We start from the raw sequence: 23,313 nt of genomic DNA, 5'->3' as shown, positions 1-23,313 counted from the left end.
CTATAAGGGCTGGCGAGGTTGGCTGAAAGTATCGTGGTAGCTCCCACCTTGAAATGCATTCCCCTGTGGGAGCGGGCTTGCCCGCGATGGCCTCAAGCACGCCGCGAATGGTACAGGCTCACCTTACGAAACTCCCAAGGCTCAGCCAGGTCCGGCAACGTCAAGGCCTCGAGGATCTCCAGCCGCCGGTAAGCCGGATGCTGGAAATCCCGTACCCGCGAATCCGCCACCAGCGCTTCGCGGCCGCGGGTGAGGAACTGATCCAGCAACGGCAGGTTGGCGCGGTCGTAGAGCACGTCGGCCACCAGGATCAGGTCGAAGCGGTCGGCTTCGGCAAAAAAGTCTGCCGAATAACTCAGCGCCACCTGGTTGAGTTCGGCATTCGCGCGGCAAGCGGCCAAGGCCAATGGGTCAAGGTCGCAGGCCACCACCTCCAGGGCGCCAGCCTTGACGGCGGCGATCCCGGCTACGCCCGAACCTGCGCCGAAATCCAGCACGCGTTTGCCGGCGACCCACTCGGGATGCGCCGCCAGGTAACGCGCCAACGCCAGGCCGCTGGCCCAGCAAAAACTCCAGTAGGGCGGCTCATGCAGGATGCGCCGGGTTTCTTCCTGGCTGAAGGCGCGGTCCATGTTGTCGGCGTCCAGCAGCCACAACGACAACGCGGTGCCCGGCAACGGGCAGGGCACCAATTGCGCATCGCCAATCAACGCGCTCAAGGCGTGTTGCAGGCCCAGCGGTGGCGTCATGGCGCCTTGACGAGTTGCAGGGGGCCGGTGCTCTGGGTGATCGCCTGGGTGACGCGCACGGCCGGCAGATGCAGGATCAGCTGGCCGGACTGGCTGGCGCGACCGCGCAATTCCACGCGGGCACCGGCCGGGAAGGCTTCAGGGTTGAAGCGCAGGCGGAAGGCCAGGGGCTTGCCGTTGCCGCTCAGTACGCTGCTGGCGAGCAGTTGCTGCGGGCGCGAACGCTCGTCGATCACCAAGAGCGCCATCTCGACTTCGGCACCGGCCGGCACATTGGTCAGGCTGCCGCTGATTTCGCGCTGATAGGCGGGCAGGGGGCCGAGGTCTTCAATGCCCGGGACTTTCTTCTCTTGCGCCGGTGTCGGTTGAGGCGCGGCCGGCTTGGGGGCTTCGCTGCTGCAGGCGACCAGAAAACTGAACAGGCTGAGTAGAACGAGTGGTCGTAACTGCATGTACGGCTCCAGAAAGGACAAAATCCGTGGCTTAAAAAATATGAAACATATAAGCCTGCCTATATACCGTAAAGGCTATGGCTTGTCTTGCCACAGGGATGCGCTACCATGGCCCTCCCATTTTTTGTTGCCTGCCAACCATGCACTGTCCCTTCTGCGGTGCCAACGACACCAAGGTCATCGACTCGCGTCTGGTCGCCGAGGGCGACCAAGTGCGTCGCCGGCGCGAATGCCTGGCCTGTGGTGAACGTTTCACCACCTTCGAAACCGCCGAACTGGTGTTGCCGCGTCTGATCAAGTCCGACGGCAGCCGCCAGCCTTTCGACGAAGAAAAACTGCGCGCCGGTATGCAGCGCGCCCTGGAAAAACGCCCGGTGAGTGTCGAGCGCCTGGAAGCGGCGCTGGTGCATATCAAGCACAAGCTGCGGGCGACCGGCGAGCGCGAGGTCAAGAGCCTGGTGGTCGGTGAACTGGTGATGGGCGAGCTGCAAAAGCTCGACGAAGTCGCCTATATCCGTTTTGCCTCGGTGTATCGACGCTTCCAGGACCTCAATGAGTTCCGCGAAGAGATCGACCGCCTGGCCCGTGAGCCCTCCAAACAATGACCTCTGAACAGGCTGTGCTCGACGCCCACTACATGGCCCGCGCCCTTGAATTGGCGCGCAAGGGCCTGTACACCACTCACCCCAACCCGCGGGTTGGCTGCGTGATAGTGCGTGACGGGCAGATTGTCGGCGAAGGCTGGCATGAGCGCACCGGCGAGCCCCATGCCGAGCCCAATGCCCTGCGCGCCGCGGGCGACAAGGCCCGTGGCGCGACGGTGTACGTGACCCTTGAACCGTGCAGCCATCATGGCCGTACGCCGCCCTGCGCCGATGCGCTGGTGACCGCCGGCGTCGCGCGGGTGGTGGCCGGCATGCAGGACCCGAACCCGGAAGTGGCCGGACGGGGCATGCAGCGTCTGGCCCAGGCGGGTATCGAGGTGCGCAGCGGTGTGCTGGAAGCCGAAGCGCGGGCGCTTAACCCCGGCTTCCTTAAACGCATGGAACACGGCCTGCCGTTCGTGCGGGTCAAGCTGGCAATGAGCCTGGACGGTCGCACGGCGATGGCCAGCGGCGAAAGCCAATGGATCACCGGCCCCGCCGCCCGCGCTGCGGTGCAACGCCTGCGCGCCGAAGCCAGTGTGGTGCTGACCGGTGCCGACACGGTACTGGCCGACGGCGCCCGCTTGACCGTACGCGCCGCCGAACTGGGCCTGGACGAAGCAACCACCGCCCTGGCCATGTCGCGCCCGCCGCTGCGCGTGTTGATCGATGGCCGCCTGCGGGTGCCGCTCAACGCACCGTTCTTCAAGGCCGGCCCGGCATTGGTCATCACCTGCGTCACCCCGGAGAACCAGTTCCCCCGCGGCCCCGAGTGCCTGGTGGTACCGGGGGTGGACGGCCAGGTTGACCTGCGCTCGGCACTGGTCGCCCTGGCTGCCCGTGGCGTCAACGATGTGTTGGTGGAAGCTGGCCCAAGCCTGGCCGGTGCGTTTGCCCAACAAGGCCTGGTGGATGAGTACGTGATATTCATCGCCGGCAAGTTCCTCGGCTCCGCTGCCCGGCCGTTGCTGGACTGGCCGCTTGAGAAACTCGCCGACGCGCCCCAACTCAAGATCACCGACATGCGCGCTGTAGGCGACGACTGGCGAGTCACTGCCATCCCCGTCCCAGCAGCGAGCGTATAATTCCCGGCCTGCGCTTAAGCGGCAGCCCCCTCGTTTTCAGGAGAACGAAATGTTCACCGGCATTATCGAATCCATCGGCAGCATCCGTGCAATGACCCCCAAAGGCGGGGATGTCCGCCTGCTGGTTGAAACCGGCAAGCTGGACCTCGGCGACGTCAAGCTGGGCGACAGCATTGCCGTCAGCGGCGTGTGCCTGACCGTCATCGAGCTGCCAGGCAACGGCTTTGCCGCCGATGTCAGCCGGGAAACCCTGGACTGCACCGCAATGAACGATCTTGCGGCCGGCAGCCCGGTCAACCTGGAAAAAGCTCTCACGCCGACCACCCGCCTGGGCGGTCACCTGGTCAGCGGCCACGTCGACGGTGTCGGCGAAGTGGTTGCCCGCAGCGAAAACGCCCGCGCGGTGGAATTCCGTATCCGCGCGCCCAAAGAGCTGGCCAAGTACATCGCCCACAAAGGCTCGATCACCGTCGACGGCACGAGCCTGACCGTGAACGCCGTGAATGGCGCCGAATTCGAACTGACCATCATTCCCCACACCCTCAGCGAAACCATCATGGCCTCGTACCAGCCGGGCCGCCGGGTGAACCTGGAAGTGGACTTGCTTGCCCGTTACCTGGAGCGCCTGTTGCTGGGCGAAAAGGCCGCAGAGCCTGCAACCGGTAACATCACCGAAAGTTTTCTGGCCGCTAACGGCTACCTGAAATCCTGACCAAGGGGGTGCCGCGTGGCGCTCAATAGCATCGAAGAACTGGTTGAAGACATCCGCCAAGGCAAGATGGTCATCCTCATGGATGACGAAGATCGCGAGAACGAAGGCGATATCATCATGGCCGCCGAGGCGTGCAAGCCCGAGCACATCAACTTCATGGCCAAGCACGCCCGTGGGCTGATCTGCATGCCCATGAGCCGCGAACGCTGCGAATTGCTCAAGCTGCCCTTGATGGCGCCGCGCAATGGCTCGGGTTTCGGCACCAAGTTCACCGTATCGATTGAAGCCACCACCGGCGTCACCACCGGTATTTCCGCCGCTGACCGCGCCCGCACCGTGCAAGCTGCGGCGGCGAAAGACGCCAAGGCTGAAGACATCGTCAGCCCCGGCCACATCTTCCCGCTGATGGCCCAGCCGGGCGGTACCCTGGCCCGCGCCGGCCACACCGAAGCCGCCTGCGATTTGGCGCGCATGGCCGGTTTCGAGCCAAGCGGGGTGATCTGCGAAGTGATGAACGATGATGGCACCATGGCCCGTCGTACTGAACTCGAAGCCTTTGCCGCCGAACACAACCTCAAGATCGGTACCATCGCCGACCTGATTCACTACCGCATGATCCACGAACGTACCGTTCAGCGGATTGCCGAGCAGCCACTGGACAGCGAACTGGGCCAATTCAATTTGGTGACCTACCGTGATTCAGTGGAAGGCGACGTGCACATGGCCCTGACCCTGGGCAACATTTGCGCAGAAGAACCGACCCTGGTACGCGTACACAACATGGACCCACTGCGTGACCTGTTGATGGTCAAACAGCCGGGCCGCTGGAGCCTGCGCGCCGCTATGGCTGCGGTTTCCGAGGCGGGTAGCGGTGTGGTGCTGTTGCTCGGTCACCCGCTCGATGGTGACGTGTTGCTGGCGCACATCCGCGAAACCGCCGACGCCGTGCCGGTGAAAAAACCGACCACCTACAGCATCGTCGGTGCCGGTTCGCAGATCCTGCGCGACCTGGGCGTGCGCAAAATGCGCCTGATGAGCGCACCGATGAAGTTTAATGCGATATCCGGATTCGACCTGGAAGTTGTAGAATACGTGCCCTCCGAATAAAGGCCGGCGATTTTTGCCCCCTTGTTCGCGATTAAATCATCACTAAGGGACGCACTTTTCGCGTCCCGGCTCTTTAAGAGATTTGTCGAATGACCCTGAAGACCATCGAAGGTACCTTCATCGCCCCCAAAGGCCGCTATGCCCTGGTGGTTGGCCGCTTCAACAGCTTCGTGGTTGAAAGCCTGGTAAGCGGTGCCGTTGACGCCCTGGTTCGCCACGGTGTGAGCGAGAGCGATATCACCCTTATCCGTGCGCCTGGCGCCTTCGAAATTCCACTGGTTGCGCAAAAAGTTGCTCAGCAGGGTGAATACGCGGCGATCATCGCCCTGGGCGCAGTGATCCGTGGCGGTACCCCGCACTTCGAATACGTGGCCGGCGAATGCACCAAGGGCCTGGCCCAGGTGTCCATGGAGTTCGGCGTGCCAGTCGCTTTCGGCGTACTGACCGTCGATTCCATCGAGCAAGCCATCGAGCGTTCCGGCACCAAGGCCGGTAACAAAGGCGCCGAAGCTGCCTTGTCCGCCCTGGAAATGGTCAGCCTGCTGTCGCAGTTGGAGGCCAAGTGATTTCCGACGAAAGCGATCGTTTCAACCCGCGCGAGCCTCGCCCTGCGGACGCCGGCAAGCCTTCCAAGAACGAAAAGCGTCGCGCTGCTCGTCAACTGGCCACCCAGGCGCTGTACCAGCGTCACCTGGCAGGTGCTTCGCTGAACGAGATCGAAGCGCAGTTTCGCGTTGACAACGATTTCACCTTCGCCGATCTGCCGTATTTCCACGACATCCTGCACGGCGTGCATGCCAACCTGACCGAGATCGACACAGCCCTGGCGCCATGCCTGGACCTGACCATCGAAGAACTCGACCCGGTTGAGCTGTGCGTGATGCGTCTGTCCACCTGGGAGCTGCTCAAGCGCGTTGACGTGCCGTACCGCGTCGTGATCAACGAGGGCATCGAACTGGCGAAAGTCTACGGTTCGACCGACGGCCACAAGTTCGTCAACGGCGTGCTCGACAAGCTGGCTCCGCGCCTGCGTGAAGCCGAAGTGAAGGAACACAAGCGCTAATCTGCGCTTGATTCCTCAATGGGTGAGTTTGAGCTGATCCGCACATACTTCGCCGCCGCGCCCTGTGCGCAAGGTGGCGAAGGCATTGCCCTGGGGATCGGCGACGACTGCGCCTTGCTGGCGCTTCCCGCCGGGGAGCAACTGGCAGTCTCTACCGATACGCTGGTAGCAGGGGTGCATTTTGCCGACCCCTGTGACCCGTTCCTGCTCGGCCAGCGCTCGCTGGCCGTGGCGGTGAGCGACCTGGCCGCCATGGGCGCCCACCCCCTCGCCTTTACCCTTGCCCTGACCACACCGAGCGTCGAAGCCGATTGGCTGCAACGCTATGCCCAAGGTTTGAATGCCATGGCGCAAAGCTGCGGCGTGGGCCTGGTGGGCGGCGATACCACCCGTGGGCCGCTGAGCCTGACCCTGACCGTGTTCGGCCGCGTGCCGGCTGGCCAGGCCTTGACGCGCAGCGGTGCACAGCCGGGCGACCTGCTGTGTGTGGGTGGCGAGTTAGGCAATGCCGCGGGTGCCTTGCCGTTGGTATTGGGGCAACGCACGGCTGACGCAGCCATCGCCGAGCCGCTGCTGGCGCATTACTGGTCGCCGCAACCGCAGTTAGCCCTGGGGCTTGCGCTGCGGGGCAAGGCGACAGCGGCGATGGATATCTCCGATGGGCTGCTGGCCGATTGCGGGCATATCGCCAAGGCGTCAGCGGTGCGCCTGGTGGTTGAGCGCCACCGGCTGCCGTTGTCTGCGGCCTTGCTGGCGTTTGTCGGTGAAGACCAGGCTCACGTGGCGGCGTTGAGCGGAGGCGACGACTACGTGCTGGCGTTTACCTTGCCACCGTCCGAGTTGACGCCGTTGCAGGCGGATGGCTGGCCGGTGCACGTGGTCGGCCGGGTCGAAGCGGGGCAGGGCGTGACGCTGCTCGACGGCAACGGCCAGGACATCACCCCGGCCGTGCGCGGCTACCAGCATTTTCGCCAGACGCCCTAAGCCGGCGGTCTGCGCTACCTTTTATACGATTATCCCGAGAAAGAGGCCGTGACTATGGCTGTATGCCGCTGGCTGCTGATCGTGCTGTGTACCTTCGCTTCCCTGGCCCAGGCGGACACTCCCATGCCCGGCAAAATCGTGCTGGCCAGTGAGGAGTGGAACGACTACACCAACAAAGATGGCAGCGGCCTGGCCTGGGACGTGTTGCGCCAAGTCTTTGAACCGGCTGGCATCACCGTGCACACCCGCAGCGTGCCCTACACCCGCTCGATCGGCTTGGCCCAGCGTGGTGAGGTGGATGGTTGTGTCGGCACCTATCGCGAGGAGGCCAGTGGTGTGCTGTACCCGCGCTGGAACTTCGACGCCGATCATGTCTACGCTCTCGGGCTGGCCACTGCACCCACGCCGACGTTGGCGACCCTGGGCAAGTACCGCCTGGCCTGGGTGCGTGGTTACAAGTACGAGGGGTACCTGCCCAACGTGCAGCGGTTCAACCAGATCGAGCGACGCAGTGGCATTCTGCCGATGTTGCAACACGGTCGCGCCGATTTCTATATCGATGCCCTTACCGAAGCCAAATACGTGCTCAGCCAAGCGCAAGACCCGGCGCTATTCAAACTCACCCATATCGCTGAACTACCGCTCTACGTAGCCTTCGCTGACACCGAGCGCGGCAGGGCATTGATGGCCGTGTATGACCAGCGTCTGGCCAGCCTGGTCAAGACCGGTGAGCTGAAAGCAATTTTCGAGCGCTGGAAACAGCCCTACCCCTTGTAGGAGCGAGCTTGCTCGCGAAAAACTCATAAACGCCGCGTTCACCCAGGATGCCCGCGTCATCGTTGACCACATTCGCGAGCAAGCTCGCGCCTACATAGAATCAATCCAAAGGCCAATCGAACCTATTGATCTTTATCAGCGATAATTCAGCTTAAGCGTCTGTAGGAACGTGCTGTTACAATGCCCGCCTCTGTGAAATCTGAAATCAGGAGCACACGGTGCCCGTCGTTTTCGTCGCCGCTTCCAAGCTGCCTACCCCTTTTGCCACGTTCACCATGAACGGCTTTCTTGAAGAAGCCACCGGGCGCGAGCACGTTGTGCTCAGCCTCGGCGACATCACCGATGGTGAGCCGGTGCTGGGGCGTGTGCATTCCGAGTGTCTGACCGGCGATGCGCTGTTCAGCCAGCGCTGTGACTGCGGCTCGCAACTGGAGGCCGCACTGCAAGCCATCGCCCGTGAAGGCCGTGGCGTGTTGCTGTACTTGCGCCAGGAAGGCCGCGGCATTGGCCTGTTGAACAAGATCCGTGCCTACGAACTGCAAGACGGCGGCGCCGATACTGTGGAGGCCAACGAGCGCCTGGGCTTCGCCGCCGACCAACGCGACTACGCCATCTGCCTGCCGATGCTCGAGCACCTGGGGGTCAAATCCCTGCGCCTGATGACCAACAACCCCCGCAAGGTCAAAGCCTTGACCGAGATGGGCATCACCGTGGCCGAGCGCGTACCACTGCATACCGGGCATAACCCGCACAACAAACTCTACCTGGCCACCAAAGCCAGCAAGCTCGACCACATGATGGGCAACGAGCACCAGGGCGAGGTCGACCGCGCGTGACCCGTGGCCAGGTGAAACGGCGACTGTCCTTCAACTGGTGGCAGTACCTGGCGTTGGCGTTGCTGCCTTTGTTTGTGATCAACCTGCTGTTTGGCCGTGCTGGATCCTTGTTGCCCGTATTGGCCATGCCGTTCTTCATCGCCGGCGTGGCCTCGATGTTTCTCAGCCTGCGTTATTTTCATGCTTATAAACACGCGCTGATCGCCACCTCCAAAGTCCTTGATACTGCTGACGAACCAGCGGCCTGGATCACCCTGGCGGCGCGTCGGCGCACGGCCTTGCTGGTTGCAGCGTTACCGGCCTGGATTGGCGCGCTGGCGGTGTTCGTCGGCCTGGAGGCGGTGCCGTTGTTTCTGTTGGCGCTGTCGACGCTGGTGCTGTTCTACCTCTATCGCATACCGCGCCAGTTGGGATGAAGCGCTACTGGCTGGCGCTGCTGCTGGTATTCAGTGCTCAGGCGTTGGCGGTCGAGCGGGTTGTCAGCCTGGCGCCGTCACTGTCTGAAATCGTGCTTGAACTGGGTGCCGAGGACTTGCTGGTTGGCGTACTTGATGGTGGTGAGCGCCCGGTGGCGTTGGCGAAGGTGCCCTCGGTCGGGCGCTACGGCCAGTTGGACATGGAGCGCCTGCTCAGCCTCAAGCCCGACCTGATCCTGCTGTGGCCTGGCAGCGTCGGCCCGGCCCAGCGCGAGCAGCTCCAGCGGTTGAACATCCCGGTGTACGTCGCCGAACCCCACAGCCTTGAACAACTGACCACCCAGGTGCAGGCCATTGCCGAGCAATTGGGCCGAGCTGAGGCGGGGCGCGAGCGTGCGGCCCCATTGCGCCAGCGCTTGGCCGAGTTGCGCCAGCGCTACCGGCGGGCCGAGCCGCTGCGGGTGTTCTACCAAGTGTGGAACCAACCGCTGTACACCGTGGGCGGCGGGCAGATCATCAGCGATGCCCTCAGCGTGTGCGGGGCGCGCAATGTGTTTGATGACCTGAAGTTGCCGGCGCCGCAGGTGAATATCGAATCGGTGCTGGCGCGAGACCCCGAGGTGATCCTGGTGGGGGATCAGGCTCAGAGGGAGGCCTGGACGGCATGGCCGGCGATGGCTGCTCGGGTGCGGTTAGTGCCGGACAAGGGCCTTGAGCGGCCCAGCGGGCAGATGTTGGAGGCGGTGGGGCGGTTGTGCCAGGTGATTGCGCCGAACCTGTGACAACGCTATCGCAGGCAAGCCAGCTCCCACAGGGGAATGCATTTCAATTGTGGGAGCTGGCTTGCCTGCGATGACGCCCGTTCAGGTCACTTAGATCTCAGGTGTCCACGTCACCCCAACCATCCACACCCGACCTTCTTCACGATAACTCTGGCTTTCCCCGAGGTAGCTGTACTTCGCCCGTGCGTAAGACTTGTCCAGCACGTTATCCACCTTCAACGACAACGACACCTCCCGGTTCAACGCCCAACTACTGCGCAGCCCCAACAAGGCATAACCGCCCAGACGGTTGCGGTTGGCTTCATCGTCGTAGCTGCTGCTGATCGCTTGCCAGCTGGCGCCGAGACCGAGTTGATCAAATTGCCGGTCCAGATCCAGGTTCACCGTTCGCCGTGCGCGACGTGCCAGGGTGTGGCCGCTGTCACGGTCACGCGGGTCGATAAGCGACAGGCCCAGGTTGCCCTGCCAGCCAAACAGTTCCTGCTTGAGCGCCGCTTCAAAACCATTGATCCGCGCCGACGCCACGTTTTGCGGCTTGCCGGCGTCAAGGATGATCGCGTCGCTCAGGTCGGTGCGATACAGCGAGGCTTCCAGGCGTGCGCTGTCGGTCAGCTGGCTGCGCCATTGCAGCTCGTAGCTCTTTGATGTCTCGGGCTGCAGGTTTGGGTTGCTGTACTGCGTGTCGGGGTAATAGAGGTCGTTGAAGGTCGGCGCGCGGAAGCCTTCGCTGTAGCTCAAGAGCAGGTCATTGTCAGGGTTGACCGGCACAGTCAGGGTGCCGCTCCAACTGTTCTGGCCGCCGAACTGCTGGTTCTGGTCGCGGCGCAGGCCCAGCTCGGTGGAAAACCACTGGCTCTTGAAACGGTGCTGCACAAAGGCCGCCCGGTTCCAGCGGCTGTTCTCGGTAAAGGTGGTAGAACCGTGGAAACGGTCTTCGTACCAATCGCCGCCGACGATCAGGCTGTTTTGCTCATCCAGGGTCAGGTCGTTCTGCCAATTGACCGAGTCGCGGTAGGTGTTGAATGCACTGTAATCATCGCTGAGGGTATCGCGCTTGGTGTCGCGGTTTTCACTGTGGCCCAGCTCCAGGCGCGACTGCCAGCTGTCATTGAGCTTGGCATCGACATAGCCGCTAGCGCTGCTCACGGTGTAGTCGGTGTAGGGTTTCTGGCCGACGCTCTGCCCGGTGGCGCCGTCGTAGCGGCCATAGCTGTTGTCGTACTCCGACTTGCCACGGTTATCCAACAGGTTGAAACCCACCTCCAGCTCATCGCTGAACGAATGGCTGAGGTTCAGGCTGATGGACTGATTGCGGTAGGCATCATGGTCGCCGTCGCTGGGAAACGACGCGTGGCTCGCGTTGATACCGGCAGTTTCATCCAGGCTCGCGCCCAGGTTGAAACGTGTGTGTTCATCGCCGCCCGACAGGCCCAGGCTGCGCTCCCAGGTCTGGTTGCTGCCAAAGCTCAGTTTCAAGCGCGGCTGCAAGCCTTGCTCGGCATTGCGCCGGGTAAACACCTGAATCACCCCGCCAATCGCATCACTGCCGTAGATCACCGAACGCGAACCGCGCAGCACTTCCACCCGTTCAATCTGATCGACGTTGAGGTATTGCAAGCCGCTGTCGCCGGAGGTGGTGTTGGCGATGCGTTGGCCGTCCACCAGCACCAGGCTCTGCGCCGACTTGGTGCCACGAATAAAAATCCCCGGCAAACTGCCACGCCCACCGGTTGGCGCAACTTGCACGCCCGGCACGCGGCTGAGCAGGTCGGTGACGCTGGTGGGTTGCAGGCGGTCGATGTCGGCGCGGGTGAAGACGGTGTTGGCGGCGCTGCTGTCGTTACGCGCCTGGACTTGGCGGTTGGCGCTGATAACCACGTCGGAGAGCTTCAGGGCCTCGTCGCGGGTATCGGCGAGCAGGTCGGCGCAGGGAAGCAGTAGCAGGGCAAGGCACAGGCGTTTCATGGGCTGTCCATAGCATTCGAATGTCATGCAAAACCACTGTGGGAGCTGGCTTGCCTGCGATAACGGTGTATCTGACACATTGTTAGCGAATGTGCCGCCGTCATCGCAGGCAAGCCCGCTCCCACATTTGGGGCTGATTACAGATTCAGTAGCGCCAGGCGCTCGCGAACGGACGCCTCGATACCCGCTTCATCCAGCCCGCACTCAGCCAGCATCTGCGCCGGCTTGGCGTGTTCGACGTATACATCCGGCAAGCCCAGGTGCAGCACCGACTTGAGGATATTCTCCCGCGCCAGGAACTCGCTGACCGCCGCACCGGCGCCGCCCATGATGGCGTTCTCTTCGACGGTCACCAGCAGCTCATGGCCAGCGGCGATCTCGCGCACCAACGCTTCATCCAGTGGCTTGACGAATCGCATGTCGACCACGGTGGCGTCGATCTTCTCAGCGACTTTCAAGGCTTCGGCCAGTTGTACGCCAAACACCAGGAACGCGGTTTTGCTGCCTTGGCGACGCACGATGCCTTTACCGATTTCAATCGGCTCCAGGTCTTTTTCGATCACGGCGTTCGGGCCGGTGCCGCGCGGGTACCGCACAGCGGCCGGGCCGTTGTACAGGTGGCCGGTGCTGAGCATCTTGCGCAGTTCGTTCTCGTCGCTCGGCGTCATTACCAGCATGCCGGGGATGCAACGCAGGTACGACAGGTCGAAGCTGCCCGCATGTGTCGGGCCGTCTTCGCCCACCAGGCCGGCACGGTCGATGGCGAACAGCACGTCGAGGTTCTGTACCGCTACATCGTGAACCAGCTGGTCATAACCGCGTTGCAGGAAGGTGGAGTAGATCGCCACCACCGGCTTGGCGCCTTCGCAGGCCATGCCGGCCGCGAAGGTCACGGCGTGTTGCTCGGCAATCGCCACATCGAAGTAACGCAGCGGGAAACGCTCGCTGAACGCCACCAGGTCGGAGCCTTCCTTCATCGCCGGGGTCACACCCACCAGGCGCGGGTCGGCGGCGGCCATGTCGCACAGCCATTCGCCAAACACCCCGGAATACTTCGGCCCGCTGGCCTTTTTCGGCGCGGCGGCAGGGGCATCGAGGGGTTCGAGTTTGGTGATCGCGTGGTAACCAATCGGGTCGACTTCCGCCGGAGCGAAACCTTTGCCTTTCTTGGTGACGATATGCAGGAACTGCGGGCCCTTGAGGTCGCGCATGTTGCGCAACGTGGCGATCAGGGTAGGCAGGTCGTGGCCGTCGATAGGGCCGATGTAGTTCCAGCCCAGCTCTTCGAACAGCGTGCCGGGGACCAGCATGCCCTTGGCATATTCTTCGGTGCGGCGCGCGATTTCCCACGCGCCAGGCAGACGCGACAGCACTTTCTTACTGCCTTCGCGCATGCTGGCATAGGTACGGCTGGAGAGGATCTTCGCCAGGTAATTGGACAGGCCACCCACGTTGCGCGAAATCGACATGTCGTTGTCGTTGAGGATCACCAACATGTTGGCGTCCACTTCCGGCGCATGGTTCAGCGCTTCGAAGGCCATGCCGGCGGTCAGCGCGCCATCACCAATCACCGCAATCGCCTTGCGCTCACTGCCTTGCAGGCGGGCGGCAATCGCCATGCCCAGTGCTGCACTGATGGACGTGCTGGAGTGGCCGACGCCAAAGGTGTCGTACTCGCTCTCGGCACGGCGTGGGAAGGCGGCCAGGCCGTCCTTCTGGCGCAGGCTGGCCATGCGCTCGCGACGGCCGGTGAGGATTTTATGCGGATACGCCTGGTGGCCCACGTCCCACACCAGCCGGTCGTCCGGGGTGTCGAACACGTAATGCAAGGCGATGGTCAGCTCGATCACGCCCAGCCCGGCGCCAAAATGCCCACCGGTCTGGCCGACCGTGTAGAGCAATTCCAGGCGCAGCTCATCGGCCAGGGTTTCCAGCTCGGCTTCACCCAGTCGACGCAGGCCGTCCGGCGTGGCAGCACGGTCGAGCAGGGGCGTGGACGGGCGTTTGCGGGGAATCTCTTGAAACGTCGTGGGCATCAGGCGAATCGTTATAGGTATAGAAGAGGCGGCAGTTTACCTCAAGCCGTGCAAACTGCCCACGCAGAGCGCCGAACTTGGCCGATATGCGGCGCAAATGGCCGCGGCTGTCAGTGGCGACGTTCGACGATATACCGCGCCAGGTCACGCAGTGGCTCGGCCGCCGCGTCGAAAGGTCGCAGGGCTTCCAGCGCCTGGTCGCGCAGCTCGATGGCATACGCCTTGGCGGCTTGCAGCCCGAGCAACGCAGGATAAGTCGGCTTGTCCCGTGCGATATCGGCGCCCTGGCGTTTACCGAGGGTGGCGGTGTCGCTTTCCACGTCGAGGATATCGTCCTGTACCTGGAAGGCCAGGCCGACAGCACGAGAATAGGTCTGCAGCGCCGCTAATTGCTCGGCGTCGGCACGGCCACTGGCCAGGGCGCCCAGTTGCACGGCGGCCTCAATCAGCGCACCGGTCTTGTGGCGATGCATGTGTTCGAGGGCTTTTTGATCGAGCTTGAGGCTGACCGAGCCCATGTCGATGGCCTGCCCGCCGACCATTCCAGCCGGGCCCGCTGCATGGGCCAGGGCGGTGACCATGCGCAAGCGGATCTCGGCGTTGACGCTGCTTAGCGTCGGGTCCAGCAATGCGCTGAACGCCAGGCTCTGCAAGCCATCTCCGGCCAGAATTGCATAGGCCTCATCGAAGGCTTTGTGGGTGGTGGGCTGGCCGCGACGCAAGTCATCGTCGTCCATTGCCGGCAAGTCGTCATGCACCAGGGAATAGGCGTGGATCAACTCGACCGCACAGGCCGCACCATTCGCCTCGGCTGCCGGCGCCCCGAGAGCTTCGCAGGCGGCATAGGCCAGCAACGGGCGCACACGCTTGCCGCCATTCATCACGCTGTAGCGCATGGCTTCATAGAGGCGCGTCATTTCCGGGCTTGGCGCAACAAACAGGGGCTCCAGCGCGGCATTCACCCGGGCTTGGCTACTGGCTTGGTATGCGCTGATCATTCCGGCTGTTCCGCATCGAAAGGCTCTTCGGCCAACTCCCCGTCACGCTCCAGCAACACCTGGACCTTCTGCTCCGCCTGCGCCAACGCGCTCTGACAGTCGCGGGTCAGGCCGATGCCTTGCTCAAACGCTGTCAACGAGTCTTCCAGCGACAACTCGCCGTTCTCCAGACGCTCGACCAGGGCTTGCAGGTCGGCGAGGGATTGTTCGAAATCGAGTGCAACTTTTTTGCGGGCCATGGCGGCAATTCCGGTAGACGGTAAACCGGCGCGACACTAGCAGACATGGGGGATTGGGGCAAATGAGTGGCGCACACACGGTGATGTGAGCCGATTGATGGGTTTATTCGGCTCACCCCATGAGCCGATTAGCGACCTTATTCGGCTCACCGAGTCTCAGCCTGCCTTCGTGGCGACCCAGCACTCCCCCTGCGCCGCTTTCAATTGGGCCTCGAAGACCAATAAACCCTGATGCATATTCTGCAATGCCACAATTTGCATGGCTAACGCTTGCTTCTTATTGGCGATGGCTTGGTCAGCCTTGTCCCAAGGAAGCGCATCACCCTCGTACCCCTGCAAAATCTCCTGTAATTCCTTGAGCTTGAACCCCAGCTGTTGCGCGCACTTTATAAACATCAGCCGCTCGACACTCTGCTCGGTATAAACGCGATAACCGCCCCGACGCGCAGGCGCTGGCATCAGCCCGATTGCCTCATAGTGACGAATCGCCTTGATGGTCGTGCCGGACAACTGCGCGGCTTTGCCGATGTACATGAAAACTCCCTTTTTCAAATAGTGCGCCGGCCTGTTTCAGCCACTTGGCCCGCTGCGTCAGCGAAGAGCCCAGCACCGGCCCCAACAGCAGCGTCTTGCTCGTCGCGATGCCGCACAGCGCCAGCGTGGTGCGCCGCATTTGGTGGATGGCCGGCATGCGATAAACCCAGCGGTAATACCACGGCGGCGTGTCGAGGGTCACTAACAAGTGCGCTGTTCGGCCCTTTAGCAGCTTGTCTGGGAATGCCTTGCCTGCGCGGTACTTGAAGGCAAAGCCGGGGAGGAAAACGCGGTCGATAAAGCCCTTCATCAGTGCCGGGATACCGCCCCACCAAACCGGGAAAACCCACGCCAGGTGCTCGGCCCAAAGGATGTCGGACTGGGCGCTGAGCAAGTCGGGCTCCAGCGTCTGGGCCTGGGTATAGCCATGATTAAGGATGGGGTCGAACCTGACATCACCCAGGCGCAGGACGCGGACTTCGTGACCGGCCGTTTTAGCGGCGTGGATATAAGTGTGCGCGAGAGCGGAACAAAAACTATCGGCGGACGGGTGGCCGAGAATGACCAGAATGCGCTGACTCATGGTGATAGGTCCTGAAAAGGGGGCTCAGGGTAGGGGGTGCCGTATAGGGGAGAGTCAAGGGCCAGCAGGACCTTTCTGTGAGGTAAGCAGGAACCTTCCTGAACTGCTCTCGAATGCTTGTGACGGCACTGTGGGCTGGCTAGCCTGCCTTCCCTGGCATCAGGGTTTTTCGCCGCGCGATTTCAAGTACAGGCGTGCTTTTGCTAAGGCGTGGTCGGATTCGGAAATTTGTGCAACAGGTTGCTGCACAATTGTGTTGGTGCCATCAAGTCGCGCTTTTGGACAAACTTCCCGGCACACGAGTTTGCCTAGCATCGAGCAAATCGAGCGAGAGTTGGCGGGGTAGGCTGGGCCTTTTCGGTGGCTGAAAAATGTAAGGAAAAATCTCACGCGTGAGCTATTGAGTACCCTGCGGATTGCCTGTAGATTTTCTCACGCGTGAGTTTTTCACAGCGAGGTCAGTACCATGAACAGCAGCTCTCCATCGAGCCCATCAGCAGGGCCCGATACCCATTCAGCAAGCCTCAAGGGAGAGCGCTTGAAGCCGTCCGCAAAAAAGCCGTCGAGCTTTTACATGAAGCAGATGCGCGCGGGGCTGGCGGCGGCCGGTTATGTGAAACACGAGACTTGGGTGCTTCCCGAAAACAGAAGCCTGCTCAAGCAAATGGAGAAACAGCTACGCCAACCGATCCTGGCTGGCTCATTCATGTCGGAGAATTTCATGAGCGCAGGTACCAACTGGAATATCGATCGCCTCTTCAGTGCTCTTCAGGCCCTGGATGACGTGACGTCCAATGACATTACGCTTTCTCTCGTCCAAGGCTCCGAGTCCAGCATCAAGCTGGAGATGAACGACTTTGGTGGCTTGCCGATTTACATCGCGGTGGTGGGCGAGCAAATCATCGTGGATACCGTCCTGGTCGACGCCGAGTCCATCAACGACGTACCGGCCTTCAATGACGCCGTGCTGCGCAGCCGGGAGATGTTCCCGTTGTCGTCGATCGGTATCGAGTCCATGCCGAACGGGCAGGTGGTTTACAACATGTTCGGTGCGCTCAGCTCCGACTCCAGCCTGACCAACATCGTGACCGAGGTGAAAACCCTGGTTGATAACGTGCAGCGCGCCAGCGAAGCCTTCGAACGTTTCTTCATTTAATTATTCGGGAAAATCCAATGACTCAGTCCATCTGGAGCAAATTGTTCACCGCGCTGCGTGGCGGTGCCAGCGAAGTCGGCGAATCGATCGTGGACCAACAGGCCCTGCGCATCCTTGACCAGGAAATTCGCGATGCAGACAGCGCCTTGGCCAACGCCAAGCGTGAGCTGGTGAGCATCATGGCCAAGCACAAACTGGCGGCTGATCGTGTTGGCGAGTACGACGCCAAGATCAAAGACCTGGAATCCAAGGCGATGGCCGCAATCCAGGCCAATCGTGAAGATCTGGCCCTGGAAGTCGCCGAAGCCATTTCGACCCTGACCAACGAGCGGGACGTCGAGCAAAAACAAACTGCCGAGTTCGGTGGCTACGCCGAGAGCATGCGCAAGGACATCACCAAGGCCGAGAGCCGGATCAAAAGCCTGCGCCAGCAAGTGGACATGGCCAAGGCTCGCGACAGCGTGCAGAAGGCCCAGGTCAGCGCATCCATTGCCAGCGGCGGTGCCAACGGCAAGCTGGAAACCGCCGTCGGTACGCTCAATCGCTTGCAGGCTAAACAGCAGCAACGTGCCGCTGAACTGCAAGCTCAGGATGAACTGGCCGAAGCGTCGACGGGGACAGACCTGGAACGCAAACTGCGCGATGCCGGCATCACGCCGAACGAAGGCAGTGCCAATGCGATTCTGGAGCGCTTGAAGCAAAAGTCGGCTGAGTAAGCAACGTTGCCGAAGGGAGGAGGGCATTTCTGCCCTTCTTTTTTATGCCGAGGTGAGGATGAACGCCTTGAAGGGTTTCAAGACAATCGCTGGCCTGGCCCTCTTCATGGTCGCGCTGCAACTGCTCAATGTAGCGACCGGTTACAGCCTGATGGCATTCGGGCTGGTCCCAAGAACACTGCACGGCCTGTTCGGCATCCTCACCTCACCGTTTCTGCACGCGTCCTTTGCCCACCTGAGCGCAAACCTGATTGCCTTTCTGGTCCTGGGCACCTTGGTTATCCTCGACGGGCTCCACCGCTTCATTGCTGTCAGCGCAATCGTGATTGTGCTGGGTGGCGCGTTGGTCTGGCTGTTCGGTTTTGCAGGCGTTCACGTCGGCGCCAGCGGCTGGGTGTTCGGGCTATGGGCTTATCTACTGTCTCGCGCCTGGTTCCATAGAAGCTGGAGCAACCTGCTAACCGCCGCTGTCGTGGCGTTGCTGTATGGCGGGCTGATCGTGGGCTTCCTCCCCCGGCAGGGCATTTCCTTCGAAGGTCACCTCTTTGGTGCACTCGCTGGATTTATTGCAGCCAAGGTACTTCTATCCACGCCGCGCAGCGGGTTTAATGCCGGGTGAACGCACTTGAGCATCCAAACGCCGAGGCGATGCTGTCGTCAGGATTCAAGTACCCAGGGAGCCAGGGGCTAAATGTCGATTTTTCTTTTGTTACGCATGTACGCCTCTTCCCTCTTTCACCGCTTCGGTTGGGCAGGGCTGATCGTTGCCTTGGGTGTCCACCTCAGCACGGCTTACCTGGGCCTGGTGTTGCTGGGCGAACAACACCTCACCGCTCTCGCCACGTTTATCTACTTCTATCTCACCACCACACTCACCGTCGGCTATGGCGACCTCGCACCGCAGACCTCGGCGGGGCGAATTTTCGTGGCGGCCTGGGTCATGCTCGGCGGCATTGCGCTGCTCACGGCAGCCATCGGCAAAACCACCAGCAGTGTTATCGATGCATGGAGAAAAGGCATGAAGGGCAAAGGTGATTTCACCGGCAAGGTCGGCCATACCGTGCTGATCGGCTGGGAGGGCGCGTCCAGCGAGCGGGTGATTGAGTTGTTGCTGCAAGACGAAACCTCGAACGACAACCTGATCGTGATCTGCGATTGCAGCCTTGAAGAAAACCCGATGCCGGGCAAAGCAGCGTTCATCCGCGGCGAAAGCCTGTCTTCCACCGCGCTGTTGCTGCGTGCCGGTGTGCCCGGTGCCGAGCGTGTGCTGGTGCGAACCCCGTCTGACGACCTGACGCTGGCCACCGTGCTGGCGGTGAACCAACTGAGCCCCGTGGGGCATGTGGTCGCCCACTTCAACGAAAGTGAAATCGCCGCGCTCGCCAGCTCCTACGCTCCGCGCCTGGAGTGCACGTCCAGCATGGCGATCGAAATGCTGGTGCGCGCCTCTCAGGACCCGGGCTCGTCGGTGGTCATCAATGAGCTGCTGTGCGTGGGGCAGGGCGCCACCCAATACCTGATGAAATTGCCCGATGCCTTTGAGGCAACCTTCGGCGAGCTGTACACGCAGATGAAGGAGCGCCACAACGCCACCCTCATCGGCTATCGCGCCCAAGGTGTTCAGCAGGCGTCGATCAACCCGCCCAATGCCACACAGGTCAAAGGCGGCGAACTCTTCTACATCGCTTCCACCCGACTTAAGGAAATCTCCCATGGGATGGCTTAAACAGTTGATGGGGCTTGAGGCCCCAAAAGCCACTACCGACTCGAACCGGGCCGTCAGCCCAAGCCTGCCAGCCACCGGCCCGCTGGGCCTGGCACCGGGCAAGGGGGTGATGTTCGACACCACCCTTAAATTGCTGCTCGATGAAAAAACCAACGTGGTGATCCCCGGCTCCCAGGAAATCTGGAGCAACGGCACCATCGACCTCGGCCAGTCCACCTGGCTGTCGCGCTATTACATGAACGACGAAGATTATTGGCTGCAGGTGCACACCACCGGCCAGGTCGCAGGCCAGGTCGAGTCGGTGATTGTGTTCAACTACCTCAGTTACGTCACCATCAGCAGCGAAGCGGAACTGCGCAGGCTGGCGGGCCCACAGAGCCTGATCGGGCTGCCGACCTACACCCACGACGGCGTCGAGTTCTTCCGGGAGTGGGGCAGCGAGGACGGCCAGACCGAATTGGTGGCGATGAGCGAACAGGTCACCAGCCCAGAAGCCACCTACAGCGTCGAGCACCGTTCGATGCTATACGCCCGCGAAACCGGCCTGACCGACCGTCGAGAGTTTCTGCTGTTCTCCGTCGAAGAAGATGCCGAAGGCACCATCAGCCTGAGCACATCCCTAGGCATTTCGCTGTACACCACCGACCTGACTACGCTCTAAAAAAGGAAGCCGTCCATGCTAGAAGCACTCTCCATCTCCCTCAACAAAGCCGCCGTGCTCGGCTTTGTCCTCTACATCCTGGGGGCTGCGGTACTGTTCGCGCTGTTCCAGTTCATCTACACCCGCATCACCCCGCACAAGGAGTTCGAACTGATCCGTGCGGGCAACACCTCCGCAGCGGTCGCCCTGGGCGGTGCCATCGTCGGTTTCGCCATTCCGGCCAGCAACGTGATTGCTTACTCGATCAACGTTCTCGACTTCATCGTCTGGGCCGTGATCGCCGCCGTCGTCCAGCTCCTGGCGTTCCTGCTGACCAGCCTGGTGCTCAAGGGCACATCCGAGCGCATCAAGAAGGGCGAACTGGCGGCCGGTATCTACGTGGCCGCGGTGGCCATCAGCGTCGGCATGCTGAATGCCGCGTGCATGACGCCCACCTCGAACTGATTGCCCACGGAGCTCCCGATGAAACGAAGCAAGTACGTCCAGCTGTCGCTGGCAGCGTCGGTCGCCATGGCGATATCCGGCTGCGGCCCAACGGAAAAAACCTACGACCTGCAAAAGAAGTACAACTTCCAATCGGTACAGCAATGCGCCGATGAAAAACTTCCGGTGGACGTCTGCTCGGACGCCTACATGACCGCCATGGCCGAGCATCGCCGCATAGCGCCGGTGTACGACAGCCAGGCCGATTGCGACGCCGACTTTGTCGCCGACTGGTGCCAGCAAGACTCCACCGGCAAATTCATCCCACGCTTGGGCGGCTTCGAACTGACCGCCGAAGGCCAGGTGACCCAATCCCAGGTCGACGCTGCCAATGCGCAAGCGGCCAACGCTCAGGCCAGCGGCGGTGGCTCAGGCTTCTCCACCAGCAGCCTGCTGACCGGCCTGCTGATCGGCAACATGCTGAGCAACAACCGCAACAGCTACCGCTCGGAACCGGTGTACCGCTATCGCGATGATCGCGGCAACTACGGCAACTCGACGCTCAACCAACGCGTGTCCAATGGCGCGACCTTTGGCCGCTCGAACCAGGCCCGGTACGGCAGCAGCAATTACACCAGCACGCTGCGCTCTTCACCTACGTCGAGCTCGGTTTCATCGGCCACCTCCCGAGGCGGCTTCGGCAGCAAAGCCAGCGCACGCAGTGGCTGGGGCGGCGGGTCGAGCAGCTAAGGAAACCGGCCATGAAGAAGATCCAATGCGCAGAGCGTCATGACTGGAAACATACCGCCGAGAGTCTCGGCTTCCTGTTCCATACCATCGACGACGAACCCTACTGGGACGAAAGCGCGTACTACCAGTTCACGCTCAAGCAAATCGAGCGCGACCTCGAAGACCCGACCACCGAGCTCCATGACATGTGCATGGACCTCGTCGCCCGCGTGGTCCACAGCGAAGAGCTGCTTGAACGCCTGAGCATCCCCGCGCCCTTCTACGACATGATCCGCACCTCATGGCTCGAAGGCCACCCGCACCTGTACGGGCGCATGGACTTCTCCTACAACGGCAGCGGGCCCGCCAAGTTGCTGGAACTCAACTACGACACCCCCACCAGCCTCTACGAAGCCGCGGCATTTCAGTGGGGCTGGCTGGAACAATGCATCGAACGCGGCCTGCTGCCCAAGCACGCCGACCAGTTCAACAGCATCGACACCAAACTGCACCAGGCCTTCGCGCAGCTGCAGGTCAACCAGCCGTTCTACTTCGCCTCGATGAAAGACTCGGTCGAAGACAAAGGCACCACCGACTACCTGCGCCTGGTCGCCGAAAAGGTCGGCATCGAATCGCGCCACATCGACATCGAAGACATCGGCTTGACCAGCGAAGGCCGCTTCGTCGACCTTGAAGATCGCTGGATCCCCCACCTGTTCAAACTGCACGCCTGGGAGTTCATCTTCCACGAACCCTTTGGTGCCGCGATTGCCCAGAGCGACACACAGTTCTTCGAGCCCGCGTGGAAATCCATTATTTCCAACAAAGGCATCCTGCCGCTGCTGTGGGAATTCAACACAGGCCACCCCAACCTGCTCGCGTCCCACCTGGACACCGATCCAGGCAAAGCTGTGCCAAAGGGCTGGGTGCGCAAACCCTTCTTCTCACGGGAGGGCGCCAACATCGAACTGCAAACCGCCGAAGGCCTCATCGTAAAAGAAGACGGCCCCTACACGGATGCGCCCTTCATCCTTCAAGAGTTTGCACCGCTGCCAAAATTTGGTGACAGCTACACGCTGATCGGCTCCTGGGTCATTGGCGACCAGGCCGCCGGCATCGGCGTGCGCGAGGACAATAGCTTGATCACAAAGGACTCAAGCCGGTTTCTGCCGCACTTGATCCTGGATTAGGGACGTCTGACGGGGTCCTGATTCAGGCTGAACAGAACCATTCGCCCATGAAAAAGCCTGCGCTTAAAGGCAGGCTTTTGTGATGCTCGGCTGGTTTACTTCTGATGAGCTGTCAGCGCCGCGTACCCATTCATCAAATTGCGATAGTTAGGAATCCGCTGGGACAACAGATTCCCCAACCCTTCGATATCGTTGCGCCAGTCGCGGTGCAACTCACACGCCACCGAGAACCAGTTCATCAACTGCGCACCGGCCTGCGTCATCCGGCTCCATGCCGCCTGCTGCACCGTGGTGTTGAACGTGCCCGACGCATCCGTCACCACAAACACCTCGAAGCCTTCCGCCAGCGCCGACAACGTCGGGAACGCCACACACACATCCGTCACCACACCGGCAATGATGATCTGCTTACGCCCCGTGGCCTTGATCGCCTTGACGAAATCCTCGTTGTCCCAGGCGTTGATCTGACCAGGGCGAGCGATATACGGCGCGTCCGGGAACATTTCCTTCAGTTCTGGAACCAGCGGGCCGTTAGGGCCTTGCTCGAAACTGGTGGTGAGGATGGTCGGCAAGTTGAAGAACTTGGCCAGGTCGGCCAGGGCCAGCACGTTGTTCTTGAACTCGTTGGGGGAGAAGTCCTGCACCAGGGAGATCAGGCCGGTCTGGTGGTCGACCAGCAGAACAATGGCGTCGTCTTTGTTCAAGCGGTTGTAGGTTGGAGCGCTCATGGTTGAATCCTTTTTTTGTTTA

At 61.6% G+C, this 23,313-nt stretch carries 28 protein-coding genes and 1 pseudogene; 20 read left to right on the top strand and 9 right to left on the bottom strand.

What is annotated here, in order from left to right; translation table 11 throughout:
• Positions 1–92 precede the first annotated feature (92 nt).
• Both E1K68_RS24590 and E1K68_RS24585 read right to left on the bottom strand, forming a co-directional pair.
• Entirely contained in the window at positions 93–749 is a 657-nt protein-coding gene (locus E1K68_RS24590; protein ID WP_003194588.1) for a 50S ribosomal protein L11 methyltransferase, read from the bottom strand.
• A complete protein-coding gene (locus tag E1K68_RS24585; protein ID WP_034133864.1) occupies positions 746–1,201 on the bottom strand; it encodes a YbaY family lipoprotein in 456 nt (151 codons plus the stop codon). The genes E1K68_RS24590 and E1K68_RS24585 overlap by 4 nt, the downstream gene beginning before the upstream one ends.
• 140 nt (positions 1,202–1,341) lie before the next feature.
• On the opposite strand from E1K68_RS24585, the gene nrdR reads away from it, so the two are divergent.
• From nrdR to E1K68_RS24530, 11 genes are all read left to right on the top strand, one after another.
• Positions 1,342–1,806 (top strand): transcriptional regulator NrdR, encoded by a 465-nt coding sequence (nrdR, locus tag E1K68_RS24580; protein WP_019818855.1) that lies wholly within the window; start codon positions 1,342–1,344, stop codon positions 1,804–1,806.
• Complete coding sequence (gene ribD / locus E1K68_RS24575; RefSeq protein WP_003194582.1) at positions 1,803–2,930, top strand: bifunctional diaminohydroxyphosphoribosylaminopyrimidine deaminase/5-amino-6-(5-phosphoribosylamino)uracil reductase RibD; 1,128 nt, start codon at positions 1,803–1,805, stop codon at positions 2,928–2,930. Before nrdR ends, ribD begins: the two co-directional genes overlap by 4 nt.
• Before the next feature lie 49 nt (positions 2,931–2,979).
• Entirely contained in the window at positions 2,980–3,642 is a 663-nt protein-coding gene (locus E1K68_RS24570) for a riboflavin synthase (protein WP_003194580.1), read from the top strand.
• Between the two features lie 15 nt (positions 3,643–3,657).
• Positions 3,658–4,749 carry a bifunctional 3,4-dihydroxy-2-butanone-4-phosphate synthase/GTP cyclohydrolase II gene (gene ribBA, locus E1K68_RS24565; protein WP_003194579.1) on the top strand — a complete coding sequence of 364 codons (1,092 nt, stop codon included), beginning with the start codon at positions 3,658–3,660 and terminating at the stop codon, positions 4,747–4,749.
• Positions 4,750–4,838: 89 nt separating this feature from the next.
• Positions 4,839–5,315: a 6,7-dimethyl-8-ribityllumazine synthase gene (ribE, locus tag E1K68_RS24560; RefSeq protein ID WP_003194576.1), complete on the top strand. Its 477-nt coding sequence runs from the start codon at positions 4,839–4,841 to the stop codon at positions 5,313–5,315.
• The gene (gene nusB, locus E1K68_RS24555; protein ID WP_003194574.1) at positions 5,312–5,812 is read left to right on the top strand and encodes a transcription antitermination factor NusB; all 501 of its coding nucleotides are present in this window, start codon (positions 5,312–5,314) and stop codon (positions 5,810–5,812) included. Before ribE ends, nusB begins: the two co-directional genes overlap by 4 nt.
• 18 nt (positions 5,813–5,830) lie before the next feature.
• Positions 5,831–6,796, top strand: coding sequence for a thiamine-phosphate kinase (gene thiL, locus E1K68_RS24550; protein ID WP_169900137.1), 966 nt, complete (start codon positions 5,831–5,833; stop codon positions 6,794–6,796).
• 54 nt (positions 6,797–6,850) lie between these two features.
• On the top strand, positions 6,851–7,573 hold the full coding sequence (locus E1K68_RS24545; protein ID WP_120248740.1) for a transporter substrate-binding domain-containing protein: 723 nt from the start codon (positions 6,851–6,853) through the stop codon (positions 7,571–7,573).
• Between the two features lie 218 nt (positions 7,574–7,791).
• On the top strand, positions 7,792–8,409 hold the full coding sequence (gene ribA / locus E1K68_RS24540) for a GTP cyclohydrolase II (RefSeq protein WP_003194569.1): 618 nt from the start codon (positions 7,792–7,794) through the stop codon (positions 8,407–8,409).
• Positions 8,406–8,825: an MFS transporter gene (locus tag E1K68_RS24535; RefSeq protein WP_212614769.1), complete on the top strand. Its 420-nt coding sequence runs from the start codon at positions 8,406–8,408 to the stop codon at positions 8,823–8,825. Before ribA ends, E1K68_RS24535 begins: the two co-directional genes overlap by 4 nt.
• On the top strand, positions 8,822–9,607 hold the full coding sequence (locus tag E1K68_RS24530) for a cobalamin-binding protein (protein WP_212614768.1): 786 nt from the start codon (positions 8,822–8,824) through the stop codon (positions 9,605–9,607). The genes E1K68_RS24535 and E1K68_RS24530 overlap by 4 nt, the downstream gene beginning before the upstream one ends.
• A 90-nt stretch (positions 9,608–9,697) precedes the next feature.
• Here E1K68_RS24530 and E1K68_RS24525 read toward each other — a convergent pair whose 3' ends face one another.
• From E1K68_RS24525 to E1K68_RS24500, 6 genes are all read right to left on the bottom strand, one after another.
• Positions 9,698–11,572: a TonB-dependent receptor gene (locus E1K68_RS24525; RefSeq protein WP_212614767.1), complete on the bottom strand. Its 1,875-nt coding sequence runs from the start codon at positions 11,570–11,572 to the stop codon at positions 9,698–9,700.
• A 137-nt stretch (positions 11,573–11,709) separates the two neighbouring features.
• Positions 11,710–13,608: a 1-deoxy-D-xylulose-5-phosphate synthase gene (gene dxs, locus E1K68_RS24520; RefSeq protein WP_003194559.1), complete on the bottom strand. Its 1,899-nt coding sequence runs from the start codon at positions 13,606–13,608 to the stop codon at positions 11,710–11,712.
• A 110-nt stretch (positions 13,609–13,718) separates the two neighbouring features.
• Complete coding sequence (gene ispA, locus E1K68_RS24515; RefSeq protein WP_034133858.1) at positions 13,719–14,606, bottom strand: (2E,6E)-farnesyl diphosphate synthase; 888 nt, start codon at positions 14,604–14,606, stop codon at positions 13,719–13,721.
• A complete protein-coding gene (locus tag E1K68_RS24510) occupies positions 14,603–14,845 on the bottom strand; it encodes an exodeoxyribonuclease VII small subunit (protein ID WP_003194556.1) in 243 nt (80 codons plus the stop codon). Before E1K68_RS24510 ends, ispA begins: the two co-directional genes overlap by 4 nt.
• A gap of 156 nt (positions 14,846–15,001) precedes the next feature.
• Positions 15,002–15,379: a MerR family transcriptional regulator gene (locus E1K68_RS24505; RefSeq protein ID WP_034133857.1), complete on the bottom strand. Its 378-nt coding sequence runs from the start codon at positions 15,377–15,379 to the stop codon at positions 15,002–15,004.
• A complete protein-coding gene (locus E1K68_RS24500) occupies positions 15,318–15,962 on the bottom strand; it encodes an NAD(P)H-dependent oxidoreductase (RefSeq protein ID WP_003194552.1) in 645 nt (214 codons plus the stop codon). Before E1K68_RS24500 ends, E1K68_RS24505 begins: the two co-directional genes overlap by 62 nt.
• A gap of 160 nt (positions 15,963–16,122) precedes the next feature.
• Here E1K68_RS24500 and E1K68_RS27980 point away from each other — a divergent pair.
• From E1K68_RS27980 to E1K68_RS24460, 9 genes and pseudogenes are all read left to right on the top strand, one after another.
• Positions 16,123–16,258, top strand: a pseudogene (locus E1K68_RS27980) (DUF1016 N-terminal domain-containing protein); the annotation flags it as partial.
• Between the two features lie 278 nt (positions 16,259–16,536).
• The gene (locus E1K68_RS24495; protein ID WP_032895109.1) at positions 16,537–17,118 is read left to right on the top strand and encodes a YjfI family protein; all 582 of its coding nucleotides are present in this window, start codon (positions 16,537–16,539) and stop codon (positions 17,116–17,118) included.
• Between the two features lie 17 nt (positions 17,119–17,135).
• Positions 17,136–17,834 (top strand): PspA/IM30 family protein, encoded by a 699-nt coding sequence (locus E1K68_RS24490; protein WP_003194548.1) that lies wholly within the window; start codon positions 17,136–17,138, stop codon positions 17,832–17,834.
• Between the two features lie 58 nt (positions 17,835–17,892).
• Positions 17,893–18,453: a rhomboid family intramembrane serine protease gene (locus tag E1K68_RS24485; protein ID WP_034133855.1), complete on the top strand. Its 561-nt coding sequence runs from the start codon at positions 17,893–17,895 to the stop codon at positions 18,451–18,453.
• 72 nt (positions 18,454–18,525) lie between these two features.
• The gene (locus E1K68_RS24480; protein ID WP_003194545.1) at positions 18,526–19,560 is read left to right on the top strand and encodes an ion channel; all 1,035 of its coding nucleotides are present in this window, start codon (positions 18,526–18,528) and stop codon (positions 19,558–19,560) included.
• Positions 19,547–20,221, top strand: coding sequence for a DUF2491 family protein (locus E1K68_RS24475; RefSeq protein ID WP_212614766.1), 675 nt, complete (start codon positions 19,547–19,549; stop codon positions 20,219–20,221). The genes E1K68_RS24480 and E1K68_RS24475 overlap by 14 nt, the downstream gene beginning before the upstream one ends.
• Positions 20,222–20,236: 15 nt before the next feature.
• The gene (locus tag E1K68_RS24470) at positions 20,237–20,665 is read left to right on the top strand and encodes a DUF350 domain-containing protein (RefSeq protein WP_003194539.1); all 429 of its coding nucleotides are present in this window, start codon (positions 20,237–20,239) and stop codon (positions 20,663–20,665) included.
• An 18-nt stretch (positions 20,666–20,683) separates the two neighbouring features.
• Entirely contained in the window at positions 20,684–21,394 is a 711-nt protein-coding gene (locus E1K68_RS24465; protein WP_003194537.1) for a DUF1190 domain-containing protein, read from the top strand.
• Between the two features lie 11 nt (positions 21,395–21,405).
• Positions 21,406–22,563, top strand: coding sequence for a glutathionylspermidine synthase family protein (locus E1K68_RS24460; RefSeq protein WP_003194535.1), 1,158 nt, complete (start codon positions 21,406–21,408; stop codon positions 22,561–22,563).
• Between the two features lie 95 nt (positions 22,564–22,658).
• Here E1K68_RS24460 and ycaC read toward each other — a convergent pair whose 3' ends face one another.
• Positions 22,659–23,291 (bottom strand): isochorismate family cysteine hydrolase YcaC, encoded by a 633-nt coding sequence (gene ycaC, locus E1K68_RS24455; RefSeq protein ID WP_003194533.1) that lies wholly within the window; start codon positions 23,289–23,291, stop codon positions 22,659–22,661.
• Positions 23,292–23,313: the final 22 nt, after the last annotated feature.

It is taken from the genome of Pseudomonas sp. B2021, assembly GCF_018135665.1.
Classification (GTDB): Bacteria; Pseudomonadota; Gammaproteobacteria; order Pseudomonadales; family Pseudomonadaceae; genus Aquipseudomonas; species Aquipseudomonas lactis.
The sequence above is the reverse complement of the archived record's forward strand: the minus strand, read 5'-3'. Positions and strand labels throughout refer to the sequence as shown.

Excerpts from the sequence above, each read along its gene's own strand:
- E1K68_RS24590 (WP_003194588.1), bottom strand. The coding sequence starts at position 749 with ATGACGCCACCGCTGGGCCTGCAACACGCCTTGAGCGCGTTGATTGGC.
- E1K68_RS24585 (WP_034133864.1), bottom strand. The coding sequence starts at position 1,201 with ATGCAGTTACGACCACTCGTTCTACTCAGCCTGTTCAGTTTTCTGGTC.
- nrdR (WP_019818855.1), top strand. The coding sequence starts at position 1,342 with ATGCACTGTCCCTTCTGCGGTGCCAACGACACCAAGGTCATCGACTCG.
- ribD (WP_003194582.1), top strand. The coding sequence starts at position 1,803 with ATGACCTCTGAACAGGCTGTGCTCGACGCCCACTACATGGCCCGCGCC.
- E1K68_RS24570 (WP_003194580.1), top strand. The coding sequence starts at position 2,980 with ATGTTCACCGGCATTATCGAATCCATCGGCAGCATCCGTGCAATGACC.
- ribE (WP_003194576.1), top strand. The coding sequence starts at position 4,839 with ATGACCCTGAAGACCATCGAAGGTACCTTCATCGCCCCCAAAGGCCGC.
- thiL (WP_169900137.1), top strand. The coding sequence starts at position 5,831 with ATGGGTGAGTTTGAGCTGATCCGCACATACTTCGCCGCCGCGCCCTGT.
- E1K68_RS24545 (WP_120248740.1), top strand. The coding sequence starts at position 6,851 with ATGGCTGTATGCCGCTGGCTGCTGATCGTGCTGTGTACCTTCGCTTCC.
- E1K68_RS24530 (WP_212614768.1), top strand. The coding sequence starts at position 8,822 with ATGAAGCGCTACTGGCTGGCGCTGCTGCTGGTATTCAGTGCTCAGGCG.
- E1K68_RS24525 (WP_212614767.1), bottom strand. The coding sequence starts at position 11,572 with ATGAAACGCCTGTGCCTTGCCCTGCTACTGCTTCCCTGCGCCGACCTG.
- dxs (WP_003194559.1), bottom strand. The coding sequence starts at position 13,608 with ATGCCCACGACGTTTCAAGAGATTCCCCGCAAACGCCCGTCCACGCCC.
- ispA (WP_034133858.1), bottom strand. The coding sequence starts at position 14,606 with ATGATCAGCGCATACCAAGCCAGTAGCCAAGCCCGGGTGAATGCCGCG.
- E1K68_RS24510 (WP_003194556.1), bottom strand. The coding sequence starts at position 14,845 with ATGGCCCGCAAAAAAGTTGCACTCGATTTCGAACAATCCCTCGCCGAC.
- E1K68_RS24505 (WP_034133857.1), bottom strand. The coding sequence starts at position 15,379 with ATGTACATCGGCAAAGCCGCGCAGTTGTCCGGCACGACCATCAAGGCG.
- E1K68_RS24500 (WP_003194552.1), bottom strand. The coding sequence starts at position 15,962 with ATGAGTCAGCGCATTCTGGTCATTCTCGGCCACCCGTCCGCCGATAGT.
- E1K68_RS24495 (WP_032895109.1), top strand. The coding sequence starts at position 16,537 with ATGAAGCAGATGCGCGCGGGGCTGGCGGCGGCCGGTTATGTGAAACAC.
- E1K68_RS24490 (WP_003194548.1), top strand. The coding sequence starts at position 17,136 with ATGACTCAGTCCATCTGGAGCAAATTGTTCACCGCGCTGCGTGGCGGT.
- E1K68_RS24485 (WP_034133855.1), top strand. The coding sequence starts at position 17,893 with ATGAACGCCTTGAAGGGTTTCAAGACAATCGCTGGCCTGGCCCTCTTC.
- E1K68_RS24480 (WP_003194545.1), top strand. The coding sequence starts at position 18,526 with ATGTCGATTTTTCTTTTGTTACGCATGTACGCCTCTTCCCTCTTTCAC.
- E1K68_RS24475 (WP_212614766.1), top strand. The coding sequence starts at position 19,547 with ATGGGATGGCTTAAACAGTTGATGGGGCTTGAGGCCCCAAAAGCCACT.
- E1K68_RS24470 (WP_003194539.1), top strand. The coding sequence starts at position 20,237 with ATGCTAGAAGCACTCTCCATCTCCCTCAACAAAGCCGCCGTGCTCGGC.
- E1K68_RS24465 (WP_003194537.1), top strand. The coding sequence starts at position 20,684 with ATGAAACGAAGCAAGTACGTCCAGCTGTCGCTGGCAGCGTCGGTCGCC.
- E1K68_RS24460 (WP_003194535.1), top strand. The coding sequence starts at position 21,406 with ATGAAGAAGATCCAATGCGCAGAGCGTCATGACTGGAAACATACCGCC.
- ycaC (WP_003194533.1), bottom strand. The coding sequence starts at position 23,291 with ATGAGCGCTCCAACCTACAACCGCTTGAACAAAGACGACGCCATTGTT.